Origin of the sequence: Ramlibacter tataouinensis, from assembly GCF_027941915.1 — a bacterium.
Taxonomy (GTDB): Bacteria; Pseudomonadota; Gammaproteobacteria; order Burkholderiales; family Burkholderiaceae_C; genus Ramlibacter; species Ramlibacter tataouinensis_C.
This window is the reverse complement of sequence record NZ_CP116009.1, coordinates 2,420,734-2,437,552: the sequence shown is the minus strand read 5'-3', so window position 1 is coordinate 2,437,552 and position 16,819 is coordinate 2,420,734. Positions and strand designations below refer to the sequence as shown.

General features: G+C 70.2%; 16 protein-coding genes. 5 read left to right on the top strand and 11 right to left on the bottom strand.

The window, feature by feature from the left end:
* The first annotated feature begins 82 nt into the window (after positions 1 to 82).
* Positions 83 to 1,003: an N-acetyl-gamma-glutamyl-phosphate reductase gene (gene argC / locus PE066_RS11455; RefSeq protein ID WP_271232671.1), complete on the top strand. Its 921-nt coding sequence runs from the start codon at positions 83 to 85 to the stop codon at positions 1,001 to 1,003.
* Between the two features lie 56 nt (positions 1,004 to 1,059).
* Here the strand turns inward: argC and recX are convergent, their stop codons facing one another.
* A complete protein-coding gene (recX, locus tag PE066_RS11450; protein WP_271232670.1) occupies positions 1,060 to 1,503 on the bottom strand; it encodes a recombination regulator RecX in 444 nt (147 codons plus the stop codon).
* A 30-nt stretch (positions 1,504 to 1,533) separates the two neighbouring features.
* A complete protein-coding gene (gene recA / locus PE066_RS11445) occupies positions 1,534 to 2,598 on the bottom strand; it encodes a recombinase RecA (protein ID WP_271232669.1) in 1,065 nt (354 codons plus the stop codon).
* A gap of 144 nt (positions 2,599 to 2,742) precedes the next feature.
* On the opposite strand from recA, the gene PE066_RS11440 reads away from it, so the two are divergent.
* The 3 genes from PE066_RS11440 to PE066_RS11430 all read left to right on the top strand — a co-directional run bounded on the left by PE066_RS11440 (position 2,743) and on the right by PE066_RS11430 (position 5,545).
* Positions 2,743 to 3,228 carry a MarR family winged helix-turn-helix transcriptional regulator gene (locus PE066_RS11440; protein WP_271232668.1) on the top strand — a complete coding sequence of 162 codons (486 nt, stop codon included), beginning with the start codon at positions 2,743 to 2,745 and terminating at the stop codon, positions 3,226 to 3,228.
* Positions 3,229 to 3,297: 69 nt separating this feature from the next.
* Positions 3,298 to 3,972, top strand: coding sequence for a response regulator (locus PE066_RS11435; protein ID WP_271232667.1), 675 nt, complete (start codon positions 3,298 to 3,300; stop codon positions 3,970 to 3,972).
* A gap of 94 nt (positions 3,973 to 4,066) precedes the next feature.
* Positions 4,067 to 5,545 (top strand): sensor histidine kinase, encoded by a 1,479-nt coding sequence (locus PE066_RS11430; protein WP_271232666.1) that lies wholly within the window; start codon positions 4,067 to 4,069, stop codon positions 5,543 to 5,545.
* On the opposite strand, the gene PE066_RS11425 is transcribed toward PE066_RS11430, so the two are convergent.
* From PE066_RS11425 to PE066_RS11410, 4 genes are all read right to left on the bottom strand, one after another.
* Positions 5,530 to 6,189 carry a glutathione S-transferase family protein gene (locus PE066_RS11425; protein WP_271232665.1) on the bottom strand — a complete coding sequence of 220 codons (660 nt, stop codon included), beginning with the start codon at positions 6,187 to 6,189 and terminating at the stop codon, positions 5,530 to 5,532. The genes PE066_RS11430 and PE066_RS11425 overlap by 16 nt on opposite strands.
* Before the next feature lie 19 nt (positions 6,190 to 6,208).
* Positions 6,209 to 6,868 carry an SPOR domain-containing protein gene (locus PE066_RS11420; RefSeq protein WP_271232664.1) on the bottom strand — a complete coding sequence of 220 codons (660 nt, stop codon included), beginning with the start codon at positions 6,866 to 6,868 and terminating at the stop codon, positions 6,209 to 6,211.
* Between the two features lie 9 nt (positions 6,869 to 6,877).
* A complete protein-coding gene (locus PE066_RS11415) occupies positions 6,878 to 7,621 on the bottom strand; it encodes a biotin--[acetyl-CoA-carboxylase] ligase (RefSeq protein ID WP_271232663.1) in 744 nt (247 codons plus the stop codon).
* A gap of 90 nt (positions 7,622 to 7,711) precedes the next feature.
* Positions 7,712 to 8,182, bottom strand: coding sequence for an SET domain-containing protein (locus PE066_RS11410; protein ID WP_271232662.1), 471 nt, complete (start codon positions 8,180 to 8,182; stop codon positions 7,712 to 7,714).
* 79 nt (positions 8,183 to 8,261) lie between these two features.
* On the opposite strand from PE066_RS11410, the gene PE066_RS11405 reads away from it, so the two are divergent.
* Positions 8,262 to 11,198 (top strand): DNA topoisomerase III, encoded by a 2,937-nt coding sequence (locus tag PE066_RS11405; protein ID WP_271232661.1) that lies wholly within the window; start codon positions 8,262 to 8,264, stop codon positions 11,196 to 11,198.
* A 10-nt stretch (positions 11,199 to 11,208) separates the two neighbouring features.
* On the opposite strand, the gene PE066_RS11400 is transcribed toward PE066_RS11405, so the two are convergent.
* From PE066_RS11400 to tkt, 5 genes are all read right to left on the bottom strand, one after another.
* A complete protein-coding gene (locus PE066_RS11400; protein ID WP_271232660.1) occupies positions 11,209 to 11,550 on the bottom strand; it encodes a DUF3703 domain-containing protein in 342 nt (113 codons plus the stop codon).
* Between the two features lie 98 nt (positions 11,551 to 11,648).
* Positions 11,649 to 12,881 carry an adenylate/guanylate cyclase domain-containing protein gene (locus PE066_RS11395; RefSeq protein WP_271232659.1) on the bottom strand — a complete coding sequence of 411 codons (1,233 nt, stop codon included), beginning with the start codon at positions 12,879 to 12,881 and terminating at the stop codon, positions 11,649 to 11,651.
* A 109-nt stretch (positions 12,882 to 12,990) separates the two neighbouring features.
* On the bottom strand, positions 12,991 to 13,992 hold the full coding sequence (gap, locus tag PE066_RS11390) for a type I glyceraldehyde-3-phosphate dehydrogenase (RefSeq protein ID WP_271232658.1): 1,002 nt from the start codon (positions 13,990 to 13,992) through the stop codon (positions 12,991 to 12,993).
* A gap of 31 nt (positions 13,993 to 14,023) precedes the next feature.
* Positions 14,024 to 14,611, bottom strand: coding sequence for a hypothetical protein (locus tag PE066_RS11385; RefSeq protein WP_271232657.1), 588 nt, complete (start codon positions 14,609 to 14,611; stop codon positions 14,024 to 14,026).
* A 48-nt stretch (positions 14,612 to 14,659) separates the two neighbouring features.
* A complete protein-coding gene (gene tkt, locus PE066_RS11380; protein WP_440480528.1) occupies positions 14,660 to 16,750 on the bottom strand; it encodes a transketolase in 2,091 nt (696 codons plus the stop codon).
* Positions 16,751 to 16,819: the final 69 nt, after the last annotated feature.

Genomic DNA, 16,819 nt, shown 5'->3' with positions numbered 1-16,819 from the left:
GCAGCCGTCGACTGTATCATGGTGCATCGCACAAACCCTGACGGCACCCCAGCGAGGGCGCCGCGCACAGCAGGACGAGAACATGCCCAAGGTCTTCATCGACGGCGAGGCCGGCACCACCGGCCTGCAGATCCGCGAGCGGCTCGCCACGATGCCGCAGGTGGAACTGGTGAGCATCGCGCCCGAGCGCCGCAAGGACCCGGCGGCCAAGCGCGAGCTGATGGCGGGCGTCGATCTGGTCATCTTCTGCCTGCATGACGACGCGGCGCGCGAGTCGGCCGCCATGGTCGACCAGATCCGGCGCGAGCAGGGGCGCGCGCCGCGCATCATCGACGCCTCCACCGCCCACCGCGTGGCCGAGGGCTGGGTGTTCGGCTTTGCCGAGCTGGCGCCCGGCCAGCGCGAGGCGATCCGCAGCGCCGACCGGGTGAGCAACCCGGGCTGCTATGCGACCGGCGCCATCGCGCTGCTGCGGCCGCTGATCGACGCCGGCGTGCTGCCGCCCGATCACCCGGTGGCGCTGCCCTCCGTCAGCGGCTACTCGGGCGGCGGGCGCACCATGATCGAGGCCTACGACAGCGGCCAGGCGCCGCCGTACGAGGTGTATGCGCTGGGGCTGAAGCACAAGCACCTGCCCGAGATCCTGAAGTACACCGGCCTGACGCGCCGGCCGATCTTCATCCCCTCGGTGGGCAACTTCCGCCAGGGCATGCTGGTGGAGCTGCCGCTGCACCTGGACCTGCTGCCGGGCCAGCCGAGCCCGCAGGAGATCGAACAGGTGCTGCGGCGCCACTACGAAGGCAGCGAGTGGGTCAGCGTGCAGCCGCCCACCGAGGACGGCAAGCTCGAGCCCACCGCGCTGAACGACACGAACAAGATGGAACTGCGCGTGTACGGCAACATGGAGTACCGCCATGCCGTGCTGATCGCGCGGCTGGACAACCTGGGCAAGGGCGCCAGCGGCGCCGCGGTGCAGAACCTGCAGCTGATGCTGGGGCTCTAACGCCGGTTCGCGCCGGCGCGCTTGCGCCAACGGCCGGGTCGGCGGGCGGCTTCGCCTCAGTCGTCGTCGCGGCCGGCCAGGACCCGTCGGATCACGTCGCCGCCGAAGCCGCGCGCGGCCAGGAAGCGCGACTGCCGGGCGCGCTCGGTCGCATCCTGCGGCGGCGCACCGAACCGGCGCTGCCACACCTCGCGGGCGCGTTCCAGCTCGGTGCTGCGCAACTGCTGCACGGCCTGGGCGACCAGTTCGTCGCCGATGCCCTTTTGCTGCAGCTCCTGCCGGATGCGACCGGCGCCCAGCCGGCCCGCGCGCCGGTGCAGCACCGACTCGACCACCCGCTGCTCGCTGATGAAGCCCTTGGCCTGCAGCTCGTCCAGCACCTGCCGCAACTGCCCCGGCTCCGGCTCGTGCGCAGCCAGCTTGCGCTCCAGCTCGGCGCGGGAATGCTCCCGGCCGCCGAGCAGGCGCAAGGCTCTGCCTTTCAGTGACAGCGTCGTCATGCCGGCGCGCGGCACGGTGCGCGGGCCCGCTTACGCCGCCTTCTCGTCGACCAGGTCGGCCGGCAGCAGCGGGATGTTGAGCGACTCGCGGACCTTGTTCTCGATCTCGCGCGCCAACTCGCGGTTCTCGCGCAGGAACTCGCGCGCGTTGTCGCGGCCCTGGCCGATCTTCTCGCCCTTGTAGGAGTACCAGGCGCCGGACTTCTCCAGCACCCGGGCGGTGACGCCCATGTCGATGATCTCGCCCTCGCGGCTGATGCCCTCGCCGAACAGGATGTCGAACTCGGCCGTCTTGAACGGGGGCGAGACCTTGTTCTTGACCACCTTGACCCGGGTTTCGTTGCCGATCGCCTCGTCGCCCTTCTTGAGGGTGCCGATGCGGCGGATGTCCAGCCGCACCGAGGCGTAGAACTTCAGCGCGTTGCCGCCGGTGGTGGTTTCGGGGCTGCCGAACATGACGCCGATCTTCATGCGGATCTGGTTGATGAAGATGACCATGCAGTTGGTCTTCTTGATCGTGGCGGTGAGCTTGCGCAGCGCCTGGCTCATCAGGCGGGCCTGCAGGCCGGGCAGGGAGTCGCCCATCTCGCCCTCGATTTCGGCCTTGGGCACCAGCGCCGCCACCGAGTCGACCACGATCAGGTCGACGGCGCCGGAGCGCACCAGGCTGTCGACGATCTCCAGCGCCTGCTCGCCGGTGTCGGGCTGGCTGATCAGCAGGTCGGGCAGGTTGACGCCCAGCTTGCTGGCGTACTGCACGTCCAGCGCGTGCTCGGCGTCGACGAAGGCGCAGGTACCGCCCTGGGCCTGCATCTCGGCGATGACCTGCAGGGTCAGGGTGGTCTTGCCGGACGATTCCGGCCCGTAGATCTCGACCACCCGGCCGCGCGGCAGGCCGCCGACGCCCAGCGCGATGTCCAGCCCGAGCGAGCCGGTGGAGACGACCTGGATGTCCTCGATCGGCTCGCCCTCGCCAAGCCGCATGATCGTGCCCTTGCCGAACTGCTTCTCGATCTGGGCCAGCGCGGCCTGCAGCGCCTTGGCCTTTTCGTTGTCGGCCGCGGCGACCTTGCTGCCCTTGACTGGTGCATCCATGGGAAATCTCCTTGTGGATCAATGGGTTGTGATGGCTGGCACCCACTGCGCCGAATCACAGGCTGGATGCATGGCCAGTACTGTAACGCGAGTGATGGAACAAGGTAACGTCGTTTTTGGTCAGTTTGCCTTACCATTTGAATAATGCTCCCCAGCCTGGATGACGCCTGGCGCCAGACCCACCTGGGTCGCCTGTTCGGCCACGCCAGCCGGCGCTTCGACGAGCGGGTGCTCGAGCTGATCGCCCGCAACATCGACGTGCCGCTGGCGCTGTCCAACCTGGCCGCGCGCGCCCAGGTCGGCGCCGCCCACATCCACATCACGCGCCACCTGGCACTGGAGGGCTCGCGCCTGACCGAGCTGGCCGAGCGGGCCGGCATGAGCAAGCAGGCCATGGGCGACCTGGTGAACCAGTGCGAGGCCTGGGGCCTGGTGGTGCGCGAGCCGGACCCGCTCGACGCCCGCGCCCGGCGGGTGCGCTTCACCGAAGCGGGGCTGGCGTGGCTGCACGCCTTTCGCGAGGCCGTCCAGCTGGCCGAGCAGGAATTCCGCGCCGAGGTCGGCGCCGAGGTCGCCACCGTGGTGGCACTCGGGCTGGAGGCGTATGCCGGCCCGGCGGCGGCTCGCTGAACCCGGGTCCACCCTGTAGGCCGGGCGCGCGGCGGCACCTAGAATTTTCGCCAGGAGACTTTCGCGCCCATGCGCATCCTCATCGCCGAAGACGACCAGGTGCTGGCCGACGGCCTGCTGCGCACCTTGCGCGCTTCGGGCGCCGCCGCCGACCACGTCGACAACGGCCGCGAGGCCGACGCGGCGCTGCTGACGAACAACGAGTTCGACCTGCTGATCCTCGACCTGGGGCTGCCGCGGCTGCATGGCCTGGAGGTGCTGCGCAAGCTGCGCGCCCGCGGCTCCTCGATTCCGGTGCTGATCCTGACCGCCGCCGACAGCGTGGAGGAGCGGGTGCGCGGCCTCGACCTGGGTGCCGACGACTACATGGCCAAGCCGTTCTCGCTGCAGGAGCTCGAGGCGCGGGTGCGCGCGCTCACCCGGCGCGGCATGGGCGCCGCCAGCAGCACCATCCGCCACGGCCCGCTGGTGTACGACCAGGCCGGCCGGGTGGCCACCATCGACGGCAAGCTGGTCGAGCTGTCGGCGCGTGAGCTGGGCCTGCTCGAGGTGCTGCTGCAGCGCGCCGGCCGGCTGGTCAGCAAGGACCAGCTGGTCGAGCGCCTGTGCGAGTGGGGCGAGGAGGTCAGCAACAACGCGATCGAGGTGTACATCCACCGGCTGCGCAAGAAGATCGAGAAGGGGCCGATCCGCATCGCCACGGTCAGGGGGCTGGGGTACTGCCTCGAGAAGATCCCCGGATGACGCCCGGCCTGGCGCCGCCGCCCATGGCGGGTCGCCGCCTGGGCGCCGGGCCGCAGCGGCGCCCGGCCCGTCCATCCGCCACCCGCCACCCGCCATGAAGCTGTTCCAGCGCGAGCAGCGCTCGCTGTTCGGCGAGATCCTGGACTGGATGCTCACGCCGCTGCTGCTGCTGTGGCCGGTCAGCCTGGCGCTGACCTGGCTGGTGGCCCAGAGCATCGCCGGCAGGCCGTTCGACCGGGCGCTCGAATACAACGTGCAGGCGCTGGCGCAGCTGGTCGCGGTGCAGAACCACAAGGCGGTGTTCTACCTGCCGCAGCCGGCGCGCGAACTGCTGCGCGCGGACGACTCCGACTACGTCTACTACCAGGTCCGCGGTCCGCAGGGCGAGCTGCTCAGCGGCGAGCGCGACTTTCCGCAACCGCCGGGCGAGGAGGCGCCGGCACCGGGCGAGGTGCGCCTGCGCGACGCCGAGATGCGCGGCCAGGACGTGCGGGTGGCCTACACCTGGGTGGCGCTGGACCTGCCCGGCGCAGCGCCGGCGCTGGTCCAGGTGGCCGAGACGCGCGAGAAACGCTCCGTGCTGGCCACCGAGATCATCAAGGGCGTGATGCTGCCCCAGTTCGTGATCCTGCCGCTGGCGGTGCTGCTGGTGTGGCTGGCGCTGGTGCGCGGCATCAAGCCGCTGTCGCAGCTGGAGGAGCGCATCCGCGCGCGCAAGCCGGACGACCTGTCGCCGCTGGACGAGCGGGCGGTGCCGCTGGAGGTGGCGCCGCTGGTGTCTTCGGTCAACGACCTGCTCACGCGGCTGAAGGACTCCATTGCCACCCAGAAGCGCTTCCTGGCCGATGCCGCCCACCAGCTCAAGACGCCGCTGGCCGGCCTGCGCATGCAGGCCGACCTGGCCCAGCGCGAAGGCGCCAATGCCGACGAACTGAAGCAGTCGCTCAAGCAGATCGGCCGCTCCAGCATCCGGGCCACCCACACGGTCAACCAGTTGCTGGCGCTGGCCCGCGCCGAGAGCAGCGGCAAGACGCTGCCGCGGCAAACGTGCGACCTCGCGCAGCTGACGCAGGAGGCGGTGCAGGACCTGGTGCCGCGCGCCCTGGACAAGCGCATCGACCTCGGCTACGACGGCGCCGGACCCGGCGCCGTCGGCGCCCAGGTCACCGGCAACCCGACCTTGCTGAAGGAGTTGATCCGCAACCTGCTGGACAACGCCCTCAACTTCACGCCGTCCGGCGCTTCGCAAGCGGCCGTGGTCACGGCGCGGGTGCTGGCCGACCCGATCGGCGGCGTGGTGCTGCTGCAGGTGGAGGACAGCGGACCCGGCATCCCCGAGGCCGAGCGGGAGCTGGTGTTCCAGCCGTTCTACCGCTCGCTGGAGACCAACGTCGACGGTTCCGGTCTGGGCCTGCCGATCGTGCTGGAGATCGCCCGCCAGCACGACGCCGAGGTGCGGCTGGAGGATGCCCACCCGGGCAGCCAGCCGCCCGGCGTGCGGGCGGTGGTGCGATTTGCCGGCGCGCCGGCTGCGGCCCGGTCCGCCGGTGCGGCGGCTCAGGCCGCCTTGTAGACGTTCAGCTGCAGGCGCTCGCGCTCCATCGCGCGGGCCACCGGCGGCAGCGTGGCCAGCTTCTGCACGTGGGGCCAGAGCGCCGGAAAGCCGGCCGGGTCGATGCCGGCGTAGCCGCCCCAGCGCAGCAGCGTCAGCGCATAGGCGTCGATCGGCCCGAAGCGCTCGCCGCCGAGGAACGGCCGCCCCTGCTGCGCGGCTTTCGCGGCCATGGCCTCGATCTCGGCCAGCAGCGGCCGGTACTGCCTGGCCGCGAAGGCCTTGATCCGGCCCTGGGTGTCCGGCTCGTCGCTGAACTTGTACGGCATGAACACGTGGGTGAAGGTCGGATGCACCGTGTTGTTCATCCAGGCCAGCGTCTCCATCGCCTTGGCGCGCGCCAGGGGATCGCTCGGCAGGAACTGCTGCTGCGGAAAACGCGCGTCCAGGTAGCCGATGATGGCCAGGATCTGGGTGATCACCGCCTCGCCGTCCACCAGCACCGGCACCTGTCCGCGCGGGTTCAGCGCCCGGTACTCGGGCGAGTCCTGCTCCTGCTTGTGCAACTTGACCATCTGCGTCTCGAACGGCTGCCCGGTCGCCTCCAGCAACGCATGGGGCACGAAGGAGCAGGCGCCGGGGGCGAAGTAGAGCTTGAGTGTCATCGCGGATTTCCTCCTGGGTTCAGCGGCAGGGCCGCAGGGCCTTGCCGTTCAGCAGCGGCCGCAGCTCCTCGAGCCGCGCCCGCAACGTCTCGTCGATGGCCACCAGCTTGAGATGGTGGCCGCGGGTTTCCGGGCGCTCCTGCAGCACGCGCGCGGTGCGCACGCCGCGCCCCAGCAGCTTGTCGCGGTGCTGGTCGGCCGCCTGCTGGGTGGCAAAGCCGCCCAGCGACAGCCCCGGTTCCAGATCGGCGTTGGTCAGCGGCTCCCAGGCCACGCCGATCTGCCGCAGCTCGCCCTTCTTGCGATCGACTTCGGCGGCGCTCGGGTACTTGCCCATGTAGACGATCCAGCGCGGCGGCTCGGTCACCGGCTCCAGCGTCCAGGCCGAGGCGGGCCAGCCGGCCATCGCCTGCCGCAGCGGTTCGGCGGCCGGCTCCGGCAGCGGCCCGGCCTGCAGGCATTCGCCCAGCCGCACGGCGGCTGCGGCCGTGGCGGCCTCGGGGCGCTTGGCTTCTTCGGCCGGCAGCACCCGGATCCGTTCGGGCTGGATCTGCTGCTCCAGCCGGTACGGCTCGGTCTGGGGCAGCGGGCCCCAGCCCCAGGGCAGCAGCAACCCCTCGCTCCAGGCGTAATAGACGCCATTGGCGAGCAGCAGCAGCAGGACGGCCAGGCGCAGCATCAGAGTGGATCAGGCGGGCCGCACGCTCACCTCGGCGGTGGCCACGGCCTTCATGCCGGCGGCAGTATGCACGAGCAGCGCGCCCCGGGTGTCCACCCCGTGGGCACTGCCGACCATGCCATCACTCAGCCGCACGGAACGGCCGGCCAGCGCATCACGGGCCTCGAAGCGCGCCTGGAACGGGGCGAAGCCGAACTGCTCGAAACCGAGCACCGCCTGCAGCAGCGGCGGCGCCACTTGCTGCAGCACGGCGTCGGCGGCCGCCTTCGGCAGCAGTTCACGCAAGGCGCACGGCGGCGTGGCATAGGCGTCGCCTTCGCGCGGGGCCAGGTTCAGGCCCAGGCCGACGATGGTGTAGCGCGCCGGTCCGCCCTCCGACGGCGCTGCGGTCTCGATCAGGATGCCGCCCAGCTTGCGGTCCTGCACCCACAGGTCGTTCGGCCACTTCAGGCGCACCGCCGGGTGCAGGGCTTCGGCCACCGCCACCCCGGCCGCCAGCGACAGCCCCGACCAGTCGGGCGGCGCCAGCAGCAGCCCCAGCGAGAAGGTGAGCGAGGCGCCCGGCTCCCCCAGCCACTGGCGGCCCAGCCGGCCGCGCCCGGCGGTCTGGCGCTGCGCCAGCAGCAGCACCGGCTCGAGCCGGCCGGCGCGGGCGCGCCGCATCAGCTCGCTGTTGGTCGAGTCGATCTCGGTGACGGATTCGACGGCCAGGCCCGGCAGCAGCGCGTCGAGTTGCCGGCTGAGCGCAGTCATGGGGCGGCGACAGGCAAGGAACGGGAAATGACCGGGGCGCCGGCGCTTCTCATCGAGGCGAAGCCGCTGTCATGCGCCATGGCCGGCGTCTCAGCGCCGCCGCTTGGGCGCCAGCAGCGTGCCGCGGCAGGAGGCAGCGCCGCACCAGCACGGGTATTCGGCCTTGAGCTTCTTCGTGTAGGGCTCGTCGATGATCAGGCCGTAGTCGTAGTTCAGCTCCTCGCCGGCGCGGATGTTGCGCAGCGCCTTGATGAAGACCCGGCCGTCCTGCTCGTCCGCCTCGCAGTTCGGGTCGCAGGAATGGTTGATCCAGCGCGACGCATTGCCCCCGTGCAGGGCGTCGATCACCCGGTTCTCGTCGACGTGGAAATAGAAGGTGTGGTTGGGATCGTCCGGATCGTGGGGATGGCGGCGCTGCGCCTCCTTCCACGAGATGATTTCGCCCACATACTCGATGATGGTCTCGCCTTCGGCTATGTCCTGCACGGCGAAAACACCCTTGCCGTGGACGCCGGACCGGCGCGTCTGGATGCGCCGGCCGCCCCCTGCTTTTTCTGGCATCGGGAAAACTCTGATAAGTTGATTGCACACACGCACGCGTGCGCGTATGCGCGCGTGCAAAGAGCGGGATTGTAGAAACATGGGAAAGACTCTGGTCATTGCCGAGAAGCCGTCGGTCGCGCAGGACATCGTGCGCGCCCTGGCGCCGGTCGCCGGCAAGTTCGACAAGCACGACGAGTACTTCGAGGCCGAGGACTTCGTGGTCACCAGCGCCGTGGGCCACCTGGTGGAGATCCAGGCGCCCGAACAGTTCGACGTCAAGCGCGGCAAGTGGAGCTTCGCCCACCTGCCGGTGATCCCGCCCTATTTCGAGCTCAAGCCGGTCGACAAGACCAAGGGCCGGCTCAATGCGGTGGTCCGGCTGGCCCGGCGCAAGGACGTCACCGAGCTGATCAATGCCTGCGACGCCGGGCGCGAAGGCGAGCTGATCTTCCGCCTGATCGAGCAGTACGCCGGTGCCGGCAAGGCGCTGGGCAAGCCGGTCAAGCGGCTGTGGCTGCAGTCGATGACGCCGCAGGCCATCCGCGATGGCTTCGAGCAGTTGCGCAGCGACCGCCAGATGGAAGGCCTGGCCTCGGCGGCGCGCTCGCGCTCGGAAGCCGACTGGCTGGTCGGCATCAACGGCACGCGCGCCATGACCGCGTTCAACTCGCGCGACGGCGGCTTCTTCCTCACCACCGTCGGCCGGGTGCAGACGCCGACGCTGGCGGTGGTGGTCGAGCGCGAGGAGCAGATCCGCAAGTTCGTCAGCCGCGACTACTGGGAAATCCATGCCAGCTTCCTGGCCGAGGCTGGCGAATACCCGGGCAAGTGGTTCGACCCCAAGTGGAAGAAGAACCCGGAGGATGCCGAGCAGAAGGCCGATCGGCTGTGGTCGTTCAAGGAAGCCCAGGCGATCGCCGACGCGGTGCGCGGCAAGGCCGCCACGGTCACCGAGGAGTCCAAGCCGCAGACGCGCGCGGCGCCGCCGCTGTTCGACCTGACCTCGCTGCAGCGCGAGGCCAACGGCCGCTTCGGCTACTCGGCCAAGACCACGCTGGCGCTGGCCCAGTCGCTGTACGAACGGCACAAGGCGCTGACCTACCCGCGGACCGACTCCAAGCACCTGCCGGAAGACTACCTGGGCACGGTCGGCCAGACCATGGGCATGCTGGCCGACAGCGGCATGGGCCACCTGGCGCCGTTCGCCCGGCAGGCCCTGGAGAACCAGTACGTCAAGCCGACCAAGCGGGTGTTCGACAACAGCAAGGTCAGCGACCACTTCGCCATCATCCCCACCCTGCAGGCGCCGCACGGCCTGTCGGATGCCGAGCAGAAGCTGTATGACCTGGTGGTGCGCCGTTTCCTGTCGGTGTTCTTCCCGGCCGCCGAATACCTGGTGACGACGCGCATCAGCCAGGTGGCGGGCCACAGCTTCCGCACCGACGGCAAGGTGCTGGTCAAGCCCGGCTGGCTGGCGATCTGGGGCAAGGAGGCCGACAGCGGCGATGCCGCCGACGAGAACAGCCGCACGCTGGTGCCGGTGCAGCCGGGCGAGATGGTGCGCACCGAATCGGTGGAAGCGCGCGGCCTGAAGACTCGCCCGCCGGCGCGCTACTCGGAAGCCACGCTGCTGGGCGCGATGGAGACCGCCGGCCGGAGCATCGAGGACGAGGAGCTGCGCGACGCGATGCAGGAAAAGGGGCTGGGCACGCCGGCCACCCGCGCCGCCATCATCGAAGGCCTGATCAACGAGAAGTACATGCTGCGCGAGGGACGCGAGCTGGTGCCCACGGCCAAGGCGTTCCAGCTCATGACGCTGCTGCGCGGCCTCGGGGTGGAGGAACTGACCCGCCCCGAGCTGACCGGCGAGTGGGAGTACAAGCTGGCCCAGATGGAGCACGGGCGGCTGTCGCGCGACGAGTTCATGCGCGAGATCGGCGAGATGACGAAGCACATCGTCAAGAAGGCCAAGGAGTACGACCGCGACACCGTGCCCGGCGACTACGCCACGCTGGCCACCCCGTGCCCGAATTGCGGCGGCGTGGTGCGCGAGAACTACCGCCGCTATGCCTGCACCGGCCGCAGCGGCAGTGGCGAGGACGCCTGCGGCTTTTCCTTCACCAAGATTCCGGCCGGGCGGCCGTTCGAAATCGCCGAGGCCGAGCAGTTCCTGCGCGACAAGCGGCTCGGCCCGCTCGAGGGCTTCCGCTCCAAGGCCGGCTGGCCCTTTACCGCCGAGATCGCGTTGACCTACGACGAGGACGAGAAGAACTGGAAACTGGAGTTCGATTTCGGCGGCGAACAGGATCCGGCGCAGACCGGCGAGCTGATCGACTTCAGCGGCCAGCAGCCGCTGGGTCCTTGCCCCAAGTGCGGCGCCCGGGTGTTCGAATGGGGCAAGAACTATGTCTGCGAGAACTCGGTGCCGACCGCGGCGCATCCCACCCCGAGCTGCGACTTCAAGAGCGGCCAGGTGATCCTGCAGCAGCCGGTCGAGCGCGAGCAGATGGCCAAGCTGCTGGCCAGCGGCAAGACCGACCTGCTGGACAAGTTCGTCTCGATGCGCACGCGCCGCCCGTTCAAGGCCTTCCTGGCCTGGGACGCCGAAGCCGGCAAGGTCAACTTCGCGTTCGAGCCGCGCGAGAGCAAGTTCCCGCCGCGCAAGGGGGCGGCCGGCAAGGCCGCGCGCGAACCGGCGGCAAAGTACGCCGGCAAGGGCGCGGCGAAGAAGGCGGCCCCAGCGGCCAAGAAGGCGCCGGCCGCCGCGAAGAAGGCCGCGGCCAAGCCCAAGGCGCCGCGCAAGGCCGGCCCCGGCCTGACCCCCAGCGCGGAACTGGCCGCGGTGATCGGGCCCGAGCCGCTGCCGCGCACCGAGGTGATCCGCAAGCTCTGGGACTACATCAAGGCCAACGGCCTGCAGGACGCCACCAACAAGCGCGCCATCAATGCCGACCCCAAGCTGCAGGCCGTGTTCGGCAAGCCGCAGGTGACCATGTTCGAGCTGGCCGGCCTGGTCGGCAAGCACCTGGGCTGAACCAGCTCCTTCAGTCCGCGCCCCGGGCCCAGCGCAGCAGCGCCGCCACCTCGGGCGGCGGCTGCATCGGCCGGAACGCGTTCACGGTCGCCCGGCCCACGTTGCCCGCCGGCAGGCGCTGCAGCGCATGGCCGACGGGCACCAGCGCCAGGCGCAGCAGCTGGCCGGCCACCTCGCCGATGTCGCGCTGGCGCCAGGCCAGTGCCAGCATGCGGCAGTGGCTGTCCCAGTGCAGGCGCAGCACGAGCTGGCCGGCCACGTGGGCGGCCATCAGCAGGCGCCACTGCTCCTCGGGCGGAGCGTTGCGGTCCAGTCGATCGATGAGTCGGCGGTAAGCGGTAGAGGTGTTCATGCGCACGATTGGAAACCTTGCCATCCTGGCAAGGTCAAGGGAGTGCCGCGCGAATGGCGACCGATGGCGGCGCCCTGGCGCCTGCGGCGCCAACGCCGTCATGCCGCCTCGGCCCAGGCGGCCGGCGCCAGCTTGTCCGGCCGCGCCGGGCCCAGCAGCCAGTAGGTGAGCACCCGGCCGCGCCCCTGCAGTTCAACCAGCCCGCGGGCGGTGAAGGCGAAGTCCGCGCCCGCCTGCCGCACCACCGCTTCGCTGACCTGGATGCTGCCCGCCCGGCCGGCCGACTCGAGCCGGCTGGCCACGTTGACCGTGTCGCCCCACACGTCATAGAGGAAGCGGCGGGCACCCAGCACCCCGCCCACGGCGGGGCCGGCATGGATGCCGATGCGCATGGCCATGGCGGTGCCGTTCGCATGGTTGTAGTGCTCCAGTGCAGCCCGCAGGTCCAGCGCCAGCCGGCACAGGGCCGGCACGCCGGCGTGCGAGACCACCATGTAGGCGTCGCCGATGGTCTTGATCTTCTCGACGCCATGCCGCTGCACCAGGGCGTCGAATGACGAAAAGATCTCGTCCAGCACCAGCACCAGCGCGTCCGGCGGCAACCGGCTCGAGAAGCTGGTGAAGCCCGCGATGTCGGCGAACAGCACGCCCAGGTTGTCGAACTTGCGCGCCTGCACCCGGCCGGCGTGCTTGATCTCCTCGGCCACCGCCGGCGGCAGCACGTTGTGCAGCACCTCGTCGGCGCGGGCGCGCTCGGCTTCGGCGCGCTGCGTCTCGAGATAGAGCGCGCGGTCGCGCGACCAGGTGAAGCGGTCCAGCCACAGGCACAGCATCACCACGCAGAACGGGTTGACCAGTCCGGCCGCCACCCGGGCGCCGTCGCCAGCCTCGCGCAGCCACACCGGCACCGCGATGGCGAACAGGCTGGCGGCATACAGCGGCTGGCGGATCGGCCGCGGCGTGGCGGCCACCGCCGCGCCGAACGTCATGCCGGCCGCATAGATGGCGAAGTCGCCGCGCAGCCCGCCGTCGGCCATGCCGATCCAGGTGCACAGGGCGATGAACAACGTGCAGAAGGCATACAGCGATGCCTCGCGGCCGCGCAGTGCGGGCCACCAGCGGTCGGCCGCGACCAGAACCAGGCAGACCAGTTCGGCGGCCAGCTGCCAGGCGAGCAGCCATTCGATGCCCGCCACCCCGTTGGCGCGCAGCAGCGGCACGTCGGTCACCAGCGCCGCCGGCGGCAGCAGCAGCGCCACCACCTTGCAGTAGCGAACGCTCAGGGCCCAGCTCCTGCGGGTGAGCCATTGCCGGAATGCCGGATCGTCCATGCCGCCCCTCGCCGGCCCGCGCACCGGGCGGGCGGAGCGGCACGATAGGCCGCGCCGGAACGAAAAACGCGCCCGGGCGGGCGCGTCCTTCATCCGTTCTGACGAGCGATCAGCGGGCGGCCACCACCCGCACCATCTCCAGCACCTTGTTGGAGTAGCCCCACTCGTTGTCGTACCAGCTGACCACCTTGATGAAGGTGCCGTCCAGCGCGATGCCGGCGTCGGCGTCGAAGATCGAGGTGCGCGCGTCGCCGCGGAAGTCGGTGGCCACCACCTTGTCCTCGGTGTAGCCCAGGATGCCCTTGAGCGGGCCTTCGCTCTGCGCCTTCATCTCGGCGCAGATCTCCTTGTAGCTGGCTTCCTTGCTCAGCTCCACGGTCAGGTCGACCACCGACACGTCGGAGGTCGGCACCCGGAACGACATGCCGGTCAGCTTCTTGTTCAGCTCGGGGATCACCACGCCCACCGCCTTGGCCGCGCCGGTGGAGGACGGGATGATGTTCTCCAGGATGCCGCGGCCGCCGCGCCAGTCCTTGTTGCTCGGGCCGTCCACCGTCTTCTGGGTGGCGGTGGCGGCGTGCACCGTGGTCATCAGGCCGCGCTTGATGCCCCACTTGTCGTTCAGCACCTTGGCCACCGGGGCCAGGCAGTTGGTGGTGCAGGACGCGTTGGAGATGATCGCCTCGCCCTGGTAGGTCTTGTCGTTGACGCCGAACACGAACATCGGCGTGTCGTCCTTGGACGGCGCCGACATGATCACCTTCTTCGCGCCGGCGTTGATGTGCTTCTGGGCGCCTTCCTTGGTCAGGAAGATGCCGGTCGACTCGACCACCACCTCGGCGCCGACGGCGCCCCAGTTCAGCTCGGCCGGATCCTTGGCCGCGGTCAGGCGGATGCGCTTGCCGTTGACCACCAGGGTGTTGCCGTCCACCGCCACCTCGCCCTTGAAGCGGCCGTGCACGCTGTCGTACTGCAGCATGTAGGCCAGGTAGTCGGGCTCGAGCAGGTCGTTGATGCCGACGACCTCGATGTCGTTGAAGTTCTGCACCGCGGCACGGAACACCATGCGCCCGATGCGGCCGAAACCGTTGATCCCGATCTTGATGGTCATCTTTGCTCTCTCCGGATGATGAGGAAATGCGTTACAGGCGGCAGCCCAGCTGGCCGCGCCTGCCGTTCTCGAAGTAGGTCAGCTCGCCCTGGCACGACGGCCGCTCGGCCGGCAGTGCGGTACCGGCCTTGGCGGTGCACGTGAAGGCTCCATTCTTGCTCACGCCACCCTTGCCGAGCTTCCAGCCGGCCGGGCAGGGCCCTGCCCCGGTCGGGGCATTGCCGCCAGTGGCCACCGCCGGCGCGCTCACGGTCACCAGCACTTCGCGGTTGGAGCCGCCGCACTTGGGCAGCATCCCCAGCGTCTTGCCCTCGGCCTTGACCGTGTAGCTGCCGGCGCGCGGCCAACTGCGCTGCACCACCAGCGGCACGTCCTTGGCCTGGTTGATCTTGTGGTCGGTGGTGCTGCCGTCGCCCCAGTGCATGCGCACGCCACAGTTGGTGCCCGACATCACGTCGAGCTGGACGGTCACGGTGACGGCCTCGCCGGGTTTGGCTGCCGCCGGCGCCACCTGGATTGCGCTGATCAGCTGGGCCGACGCCAGGCCGCTCGCGGCCAGCAGCAGCACAGGGACGGTGCGCCGGGCCCAGGTGGCCAGAAGCCGGGTGTTGTTCTTCATCGCAGTCTCCTCCTCGGCGGCAGCCGGTGTTGTCGATCCTTGCGCGCGTCAGCGGCCCAGCGCCACCCGGACCGTGTCGGCCACGTTCTCCGGGGTGAAGCCGAAGTGCTTGAACAGCACGTTCGCCGGCGCCGATTCGCCGTAGCTGTCGATGCCGACCACGGCGGCGCAGCCGTACTTCCACCAGAAGTCGGTCACGCCGGCTTCCACCGCGATGCGCGGCAGCGCCCGCGGCAGCACCTCCTGCTTGTAGGCGGCGCTCTGGCGGTCGAAGGTGGTGGTGCTGGGCATGGAGACCACGCGCACCCCGATGCCATCGTGCGCCAGCAGCTCCTGCGCCTTCAGCGCCAGTTGCACCTCCGAGCCGGTGGCGATGATCACGGCCTGCGCCCGCGCCAGGCCGACCTCGGTCGGCTCGGCCAGCACGTAGCCGCCCTTGCTGATGTCTTCCAGCCCGGCCTTGGGCGCGTACGGCAGGTTCTGCCGCGACAGCAGCAGCGCCGTCGGCCGGCTCATGTTCTGCAGCGCCACCGCCCACGACACCACCGTCTCGGCCGTGTCGCACGGGCGCCAGACGTCCAGGTTGGGGATCAGGCGCAGGCTGGCGGCGTGCTCGACCGACTGGTGGGTCGGGCCGTCCTCGCCCAGCCCGATCGAGTCGTGGGTGAACACGTGCACCACCCGCTGCTTCATCAGCGCCGCCATGCGGATCGCGTTGCGGCTGTAGTCGCTGAAGGTCAGGAAGGTGCCGCCGTAGGGGATGTAGCCGCCGTGCAGGGCGACGCCGTTCATCACGGCCGCCATGCCGAACTCGCGCACGCCGTAGTTGATGTGGCGGCCGATGCGGCCCAGCTCGTCGCGCTTGACGTTGCCGGCGACGTCGAAGCGCAGCGGCGGCGTGCTCTTGGTGTTGGTCAGGTTGGAGCCGGTCAGGTCGGCGCTGCCGCCCAGCAGCTCGGGCAGCGCGGCGGTGAACGCCTCCAGCGCCAGCTGCGAGGCCTTGCGCGACGCCACCGTCTCGGCCTTGGCGTGGGCCGCCACCGCCGCATCGACCGCCACCTGGGCGAAGTGGCGCGGCAGCTCGCCCTTCATGCGGCGCTGGAAGTCGGCTGCCGCCTCCGGGTAGGCCGCCCGGTAAGCGGCGAAGCGCGCTTCCCACTCGGCCTGCGCGGCCGCGCCGCGGGCCTTGGCGTCCCAGGCGTCATACACCGGCTGCGGCACCACGAACGGATCGTGCGGCCAGCCCAGCGCCTCGCGGGTGAGCTGGACTTCCTCCAGCCCGAGCGCCTCGCCGTGCGCCTTGGCGGTGTTGACGCGGTTCGGGCTGCCCTTGCCGATCTGGGTCTTGGCCACGATCAGCGTCGGCCGCTCGGCGCTGCCGCCCACGCCCTGGCGGGCGTCGGCGATGGCGCGGTCCACCGCATCGATGTCATGGCCGTCGATCGGGCCCACCACGTTCCAGCCGTAGGCACGGAAGCGCGCCGGCGTGTCGTCGATGAACCAGGGCGTGACCTGGCCGTCGATCGAGATGCCGTTGTCGTCGTAGATCGCCACCAGCTTGTTCAGCTTCCAGGCACCGGCCAGCGCGCAGGCCTCGTGGCTGATGCCCTCCATCAGGCAGCCGTCGCCCAGGAACACGTGGGTGAAGTGGTCGACGACGACGTGGCCATCGCGGTTGAATTCGGCCGCCAGCAGCTTCTCCGCCAGCGCCATGCCGACCGCGTTGGTCAGGCCCTGGCCGAGCGGGCCGGTGGTGGTCTCCACGCCGGGCGTGATGCCCACCTCGGGGTGGCCGGCGGTCTTGCTGTGCAGCTGGCGGAAGTTCTTCAGCTCCTGCAGCGGCAGGTCGTAGCCGGTCAGGTGCAGCAGCGAGTAGACCAGCATCGAGCCGTGGCCGTTGGACAGCACGAAACGATCGCGGTCGAACCAGTGCGGGTCGGCCGGGTTGTGCTTCAGGTGCCGGTGCCACAGCGCCACCGAGATGTCGGCCATGCCCATGGGCGCGCCCGGATGTCCCGAGTTCGCCTGCTGGACCGCGTCCATCGAGAGGACCCGGATTGCGTTGGCCATCTGGACAGCGTCCAGCGTCGCCCCGGCGTCAGCTTGGACCGGGGAGGAAACAGCAGAGTGGAGTGACATGGGCGCGGCTAGGGGGAAACCCGGAATTTTAGCGGTTGAGGTCCGCCGCCGCTGCCGCCAGGCAGCTCG

What these genes read in the sequence shown, in the direction of transcription:
- argC (WP_271232671.1), top strand. Translation starts at nt 83, where the DNA reads ATGCCCAAGGTCTTCATCGACGGCGAGGCCGGCACCACCGGCCTGCAG.
- recX (WP_271232670.1), bottom strand. Translation starts at nt 1,503, where the DNA reads ATGACGACGCTGTCACTGAAAGGCAGAGCCTTGCGCCTGCTCGGCGGC.
- recA (WP_271232669.1), bottom strand. Translation starts at nt 2,598, where the DNA reads ATGGATGCACCAGTCAAGGGCAGCAAGGTCGCCGCGGCCGACAACGAA.
- PE066_RS11440 (WP_271232668.1), top strand. Translation starts at nt 2,743, where the DNA reads ATGCTCCCCAGCCTGGATGACGCCTGGCGCCAGACCCACCTGGGTCGC.
- PE066_RS11435 (WP_271232667.1), top strand. Translation starts at nt 3,298, where the DNA reads ATGCGCATCCTCATCGCCGAAGACGACCAGGTGCTGGCCGACGGCCTG.
- PE066_RS11430 (WP_271232666.1), top strand. Translation starts at nt 4,067, where the DNA reads ATGAAGCTGTTCCAGCGCGAGCAGCGCTCGCTGTTCGGCGAGATCCTG.
- PE066_RS11425 (WP_271232665.1), bottom strand. Translation starts at nt 6,189, where the DNA reads ATGACACTCAAGCTCTACTTCGCCCCCGGCGCCTGCTCCTTCGTGCCC.
- PE066_RS11420 (WP_271232664.1), bottom strand. Translation starts at nt 6,868, where the DNA reads ATGCTGCGCCTGGCCGTCCTGCTGCTGCTGCTCGCCAATGGCGTCTAT.
- PE066_RS11415 (WP_271232663.1), bottom strand. Translation starts at nt 7,621, where the DNA reads ATGACTGCGCTCAGCCGGCAACTCGACGCGCTGCTGCCGGGCCTGGCC.
- PE066_RS11410 (WP_271232662.1), bottom strand. Translation starts at nt 8,182, where the DNA reads ATGCCAGAAAAAGCAGGGGGCGGCCGGCGCATCCAGACGCGCCGGTCC.
- PE066_RS11405 (WP_271232661.1), top strand. Translation starts at nt 8,262, where the DNA reads ATGGGAAAGACTCTGGTCATTGCCGAGAAGCCGTCGGTCGCGCAGGAC.
- PE066_RS11400 (WP_271232660.1), bottom strand. Translation starts at nt 11,550, where the DNA reads ATGAACACCTCTACCGCTTACCGCCGACTCATCGATCGACTGGACCGC.
- PE066_RS11395 (WP_271232659.1), bottom strand. Translation starts at nt 12,881, where the DNA reads ATGGACGATCCGGCATTCCGGCAATGGCTCACCCGCAGGAGCTGGGCC.
- gap (WP_271232658.1), bottom strand. Translation starts at nt 13,992, where the DNA reads ATGACCATCAAGATCGGGATCAACGGTTTCGGCCGCATCGGGCGCATG.
- PE066_RS11385 (WP_271232657.1), bottom strand. Translation starts at nt 14,611, where the DNA reads ATGAAGAACAACACCCGGCTTCTGGCCACCTGGGCCCGGCGCACCGTC.
- tkt (WP_440480528.1), bottom strand. Translation starts at nt 16,750, where the DNA reads ATGTCACTCCACTCTGCTGTTTCCTCCCCGGTCCAAGCTGACGCCGGG.